The 4,445-nt window shown below is 50.8% G+C and carries 8 protein-coding genes; 2 read left to right on the forward strand and 6 right to left on the reverse strand.

The window, feature by feature from the left end; translation table 11 throughout:
- On the forward strand, positions 1–589 hold a 589-nt coding region (locus ACTHUM_RS10520), incomplete at its 5' end, for an IS5 family transposase (protein ID WP_440402857.1).
- A 104-nt stretch (positions 590–693) separates the two neighbouring features.
- Here ACTHUM_RS10520 and ACTHUM_RS10525 read toward each other — a convergent pair.
- Both ACTHUM_RS10525 and ACTHUM_RS10530 read right to left on the reverse strand, forming a co-directional pair.
- On the reverse strand, positions 694–891 hold the full coding sequence (locus tag ACTHUM_RS10525) for an ESPR domain-containing protein (RefSeq protein WP_440402858.1): 198 nt from the start codon (positions 889–891) through the stop codon (positions 694–696).
- Positions 892–998: 107 nt separating this feature from the next.
- Positions 999–2,063: a hypothetical protein gene (locus tag ACTHUM_RS10530; protein ID WP_440402859.1), complete on the reverse strand. Its 1,065-nt coding sequence runs from the start codon at positions 2,061–2,063 to the stop codon at positions 999–1,001.
- 39 nt (positions 2,064–2,102) lie between these two features.
- Here ACTHUM_RS10530 and ACTHUM_RS10535 point away from each other — a divergent pair, with 39 nt between their 5' ends.
- Positions 2,103–2,414, forward strand: coding sequence for a hypothetical protein (locus ACTHUM_RS10535; RefSeq protein ID WP_440402860.1), 312 nt, complete (start codon positions 2,103–2,105; stop codon positions 2,412–2,414).
- On the opposite strand, the gene ACTHUM_RS10540 is transcribed toward ACTHUM_RS10535, so the two are convergent.
- The 4 genes from ACTHUM_RS10540 to ACTHUM_RS10555 all read right to left on the reverse strand — a co-directional run.
- Positions 2,389–3,060: a hypothetical protein gene (locus ACTHUM_RS10540; RefSeq protein WP_107862794.1), complete on the reverse strand. Its 672-nt coding sequence runs from the start codon at positions 3,058–3,060 to the stop codon at positions 2,389–2,391. The genes ACTHUM_RS10535 and ACTHUM_RS10540 overlap by 26 nt on opposite strands.
- 286 nt (positions 3,061–3,346) lie before the next feature.
- Complete coding sequence (locus ACTHUM_RS10545) at positions 3,347–3,883, reverse strand: hemagglutinin repeat-containing protein (RefSeq protein ID WP_440402861.1); 537 nt, start codon at positions 3,881–3,883, stop codon at positions 3,347–3,349.
- 29 nt (positions 3,884–3,912) lie between these two features.
- On the reverse strand, positions 3,913–4,212 hold the full coding sequence (locus ACTHUM_RS10550; protein ID WP_440402862.1) for a hypothetical protein: 300 nt from the start codon (positions 4,210–4,212) through the stop codon (positions 3,913–3,915).
- Positions 4,209–4,445, reverse strand: a 237-nt coding sequence (locus ACTHUM_RS10555; RefSeq protein WP_440402863.1) for a hypothetical protein, incomplete at its 5' end; no start/stop codon positions are given. The genes ACTHUM_RS10555 and ACTHUM_RS10550, both read right to left, overlap by 4 nt.

Raw genomic sequence — 4,445 nt, forward strand, 5'->3', positions numbered from 1 at the left:
CGCCGTCATTGACGCCACCATTTTTCAGACCGCCGGCAGCAAACAGCGTCAGGCTATAGAAGTTGATGAGGAGGGACAAGTCAGTGGACAAACCACACCTAGTAAAGACAAAGATGCCCGTTGGACAAAGAAAAACGGCCTCTACAAACTTGGTTACAAACAACATACCCGCACCGATGAGGAAGGCTATATCGAGAAACTGCACATCACTCCCGCCAATACCCATGAGTACAACCACCTGTCGCCTTTACTGAAAGGGATAACCGAAGGTACGACCATCTATGCCGACAAAGGATACGACAGCAAGGAAAACCGGCAACATCTGAAAGAACATCAGTTGTTGGACGGCATTATGCGCAAAGCCCACCGCAACCGTCCGCTGACGGAAGCGCAAACCAAACGTAACCGATATTTGTCAAAAACCCGTTATGTGGTCGAACAAAGCTTCGGTACGCTGCACCGTAAATTCCGCTATGCCCGGGCAGCCTATTTCGGGCTGATTAAAGTGAGTGCGCAAAGCCATCTGAAGGCGATGCGTTTGAACCTGTTGAAAGCCGCCAACAGGCTAAGTGTGCCTGTTTGCGCCTAAAAGGCGGCCCGGATGCCTGATTATGGGGCGTTCGGGGAGGATTAAGGGGGTATTTGGGTAGAATCAGGAGGTATTGGGGGAGAGAAACAGCCGAAAATCTTTGTTTAGGTTCCGGCTGTCGAGGGAAGGGCTTTTTTGCAAAGGTCTATGCTTGAATGGGTTTTTAGGCTGCCGTTACCGCCACCGGCTTCTCCGCTTGAGCGCTCGCCGGAACTTTTGCCCTGCCCGATGGCAGTCTCGGCTACGGCCATCAGGATGCCGCGGGTGCGGTTGAAGACGGTTTTATGGCGGTGTTTGTTCATGGCGGGGGTATCCGTAGTGTGTGCGGGGGTGGGGAAAGGCAGCCTGAAAACGAGAAAAGGGGGCAGGCTGCCTGCGATGTAAACACACAGCAACTTAATCCTAAACTCTATTCGTCATTCGCAAGCGGCGGCAAACCCAAAGTATCTGTTTGGCCGGTGTAGTAATCCACCCAGTTTTGCAGGTATTCGTAAGGGAAGTCCAAATCGTAGGCACGCATAAAGTCGAAGGGATCTTGGTATTCGCCTTCAGGCAGCGGCGCATCAAACAACGCTCCGTTGCCGCCGTTTGTGCCGTTCAGACTGCCGCCCGCCGCACCCACCACCGAAGCAATCGCCCCGGTCTGCGCTTTAATCTCTTCTTTAATGTGCTCGGGTAACAGGTTGGGATTGAATTTTCCCGTTGTCGGGTCAATCGCGGTATGGCCGTCGTCGTATTGTTTGGCCAGATACCCGGCCGCACGTTCGGCAGCAACAGCAGCGCTGTCGCCGGCAAGCGGGTCGGCGCCGTTGGCGTAGGCCAAGGCGGCACCGAGCATAAAGTGGCCGATTGCTTGCGCGGCTTCGTTTTTGTTTTCACCGTGGCCGAAGCGCTTGCCGATGGCGGCTGCAGCATACGGTGCCAACGTATTGGCCGCCAGCTGTAAATCACCCTGGCCGCCCAGGGTGCCGGTAATCAGGGTTTCGGCGGCGCTAAGCGCACGGCTTTTGCTGCCGCCTATGCCCCAGCTTCGGGCTTCTTGGTAGGCTTGGGCGTAGGCGGGGGAATGGGCCAGCATCTCCTGCTGCCGTTGTGCGTCGCTTAGGCTGAGATAGTGTTCGTAGCTGCCGTCGTTTTGTTCTTTCAGACGGCCTTCGTGGGCGGCTTGTTGTTTTTCCAGCTCTTCGGCTGCCGCTTTGGCACGGTTGCTCCTATAGGTGCCGACGGCACTGTGGATGGCGGCAGTCGATTGGGCGACGGTTTGCTGTTTGTCGAGTAGGTTTTGCAGATCGGGAACGCTGTCGGCACCGTGATGGGCAGTGGCCGAATCGGTATGGATGCCTAGGGCGCGGGCACTGGTTTTTTTGCCGCCGATGGTGATGTTGCCTTCGCTGAGCAGCGAGCGGGTATAGCCTTGGCTGTTGCCGCTTTCATGTTGCGGCAGGGTGGGGCTGTAGTTGAAGCCTTTATTCATGTTCTGGCCGGCGGTTTGGGACGCACGACCAAAGGCGCTTTGATTGAAGCCGTTGCTTCCTTTCAGGCTGCCGCCGTAGCCGGCGCCGATGCCCATGCTGCTGGCGCTGTAGCTGCTTTCGTTGCGGATGTCTTCAAAGCTGAAACTGCGGGCGGTCAGTTCGTTGTGGTCTTTGTCTGCGGCAGAAGCGATGGCGCCGCCTTTAAGCCGGACGCTGTCGGCTGTGATGTGGTAGCCGCCTTCGCCGGCAAAGAGACCGCTCTGGCTGCCGACGTTAAAAGACAGCCTGAATATTTTTCAGACTGTCTTTTTGAAGAGATGGAAGTTATTTGTTTCTCAATATCTCAATAAGGGCGGCTTTGGACTGGTAGAAGTCCAAATCAAATAATGAAATGCCTAAATGTTTGCAATATTCTTCGATCATCTCCACAGTCAGCCTGTTTTTTTTGAGTCTTTCGGTATATTTTTCTGTCTGTTCAAACGGCAGCGGCGTGCCATATTCCATAAACTCGACACGACTGGTTTCTTTATGCAGCATAACATTTCTGGTTTCGCAGTCATGACGGGAAACCTGTTTGCTGCCCTCATACAGGGTAAATGAGACCGCACCGAATTCGTCTTTGCCAAAATATGGGCGTAAGTACATAGTCAATAATCTGATTTTCCACAGCAAGGCTTCATACGGCACACTTGAAAAGTCTGTGCCGTTCCGATTATTGTCTATTAGTAATGACCAATCAGACTGCGTTTCCAACAATAAATATTTGGATGATCCGGTAATCTCAAGCGGATTCAAGAAATCCAATTTCTGACTGAGGGTATATTCCTCATCCAAATACGATAGTTTCGGTTTTAAATTCTGATAAAAGTCGCTTAAATCCATTAATCTTTTCAAATAGAGATCCAGTGCTTTTTCAAATGGCGCGCCAATAAAATAAAACTGTTTCAGGCTTGGATGGCCGTCTTTTGCAAGAAAAAAATCTTTGTTTACATTCATCATCTAATCCACGGTTCTTAAAATTACAATAGCATCCGGATCATTACTCAATGCTCTCGATGCATGTCCGGCTCCACGGTTCGAACTGGCGCGATCGTATTCGATATAAATTCGTTTATTAGAATCACGCAAGGTGGCTTGGACATCCGGGCGGCAGATCCCTACCCGGCACATTTGGTTGTTTACCTGCTGTTGGTTGATCCTAATATCTTTCGCTGCGGCTGTGGCCGCTGGCTTTGCTTTGGTTGTAGTTGCCGGATACGCTCCATGCGGTACCGAGCGCGACTTAGGCGCGGATGCCGCCGCCGCTTTGTTTGCTCTCCTGTTCGACAGTGTCTTGCGGGCTTTCGATATAAAGGGTGCCGCCGACATCGGCGTCGATGCGTCGGGCATGGGCTTGGGCACCATTCAGCACGGTATTGCCCTTGCTGCTGAGCTGCAGTTTGTCCGATTGCAGCAGGGTGTTTTGATGGGTTTGGCTGTCCGAACGGTTTTTGCCTTTGCCGTAGGCGGCTTCGGCATAGATATAGACGCCGGTTTGGGCACCAACGGAAACCCCGACGCCGACCTGTACGCCGGCATTGCGGTTTTTGCCGTCCTGATGTTGGCTGTCTTGGGCCGACTGCAGCCGGATGTCGCGTGCGGAATCGAGGCGGATGGTGTCGCCCGCGGTAATGTTGCTGCCTTGGACGGTAATGTCGCCCTCGTGGCTGCGGATATTGATGTCGCCGCCGGCTTTCAGGCTGCTTTGCCGGCTTTGGCGGTAGTTTTGGTTTTGTTCTTTGCCGGCGGATTTAAAGCCGAAACCGGCTTCAACGGACAAGAGGACGGCGCCTTGTTGGCTAGACTTGCTTATTCAATCCACTCAGTTACAATTTTTCTAATTGATGTTTCTTGAATCTCAATTTGAACTCTCGTGTCCAACCCTATTCCATCCTGTATAGTTATTACCATAAAATTATTTAGTTTTGAAACTTCGCATTGATACCAAATACAGTATTCATCACTTCCTATAACGTGAGCTAAATAATTAGATAATCGTAATGCCTGCTCGTCATTCCCAGAAAATAATACCTCTTTCTCATCGAAGGATGAATAAACAAGCACTTCATTCATATCATGTTTTATTGATAGAATATATTCTTTTTTCATTCTGTAATCCTAATTATTTCGCCAGTAAATCTATTTTTAAATGACTGAATAGTTTCATAATACAACCCACCATTGGGATAACCTGCAGGATCACGGATTGCCACTACAGTTTTTCCTCCCCTTTGAGTGATTCCATCAATAACAACAGCATGTCTCTCCACATGAGAGGTTTTGACTATTGCAATAGCGGGCTTTCCATGACTAAACCATTTGGCAGTATGCTCAATATTTAC

The organism is Neisseria sp. P0021.S006, assembly GCF_051956895.1.